Annotated in this window: 1 protein-coding gene; it reads left to right on the forward strand. The window is 77.2% G+C overall.

Translation table 11 applies throughout. From position 1 onward, the window contains the following. A partial coding sequence (locus tag ACFWJO_RS39230; protein ID WP_386873019.1) for an FtsX-like permease family protein occupies positions 1 to 479 on the forward strand: 479 nt, incomplete at both ends.

Below are 479 nucleotides of genomic sequence, written 5' to 3' on the forward strand. Positions count from 1 at the left end.
GGGTGCTCGGCGGCTTCGCGGCGCTGGCCCTGCTGGTGACCGCGCTGGTCATTGCGAACACCTTCCAGGTGCTCGTGGCCCAGCGCACCCGTGACCTCGCGCTGCTGCGCACCATCGGCTCGACGACGGCCCAGGTGCGGGCCTCCGTGCTGACCGAGGCCGCCGTCGTGGGCGTGGTGGGCTCCGTGCTGGGCGCCGGGCTCGCCGTGGCGATCGTGGCCGGCGTGGCCGCGGCCGCCCGCGCGATGCTGGACCTGCCGTTCCTCACGTTCGGGCTGCACCCGGCAGGGCTCGCCGTCTCGGTGGCCGTGGGCGTGGCGGTGACGGTCCTGGCCGCGCTGGCCCCCGCGGTGGCCGCGACGCGCGTCGCCCCGCTCGAGGCCCTGCGGCCCAGGGACGAGGTGACCACCGGATCGCGCGGCGGCCGGGTCCGCACGGCGATCGGGCTGATGCTGGCCCTCGGCGGCACCGCTCTCATG

Origin of the sequence: Streptomyces sp. NPDC127092, assembly GCF_042722475.1 — a bacterium.
Taxonomy (GTDB): Bacteria; Actinomycetota; Actinomycetes; order Streptomycetales; family Streptomycetaceae; genus Streptomyces.